The 242-nt window shown below is 29.8% G+C and carries 1 protein-coding gene; it reads left to right on the forward strand.

Annotated elements, in window-relative coordinates; genetic code table 11:
- A partial coding sequence (locus tag ACRHNM_RS17875) for a response regulator (protein ID WP_431137983.1) occupies positions 1 to 242 on the forward strand: 242 nt, incomplete at both ends.

Here is a 242-nt window from a genome sequence, read left to right on the forward strand (position 1 = left end):
AGCTCATACACCTGATATTGCTATTCTAGATATTAAAATGCCTTTTTTTACAGGTCTACAAATTGCTGAAAAATGTAAAAAGGCGAACCTCAAAACCAAAATAGTCCTCATTACTTTTGAAAAAGATGAGAAAATATATAACGAAGCTAAAGCTTTAGGTGTTTATGGTTATGTATTAAAAGAGTTTGCATTAGACGAAATTGAAAACTGTATTTCTTCAGTAACTGAAGACAAACCTTATT

It is taken from the genome of Psychroserpens mesophilus (assembly GCF_050617655.1).
Taxonomy (GTDB): Bacteria; Bacteroidota; Bacteroidia; order Flavobacteriales; family Flavobacteriaceae; genus Psychroserpens; species Psychroserpens mesophilus_A.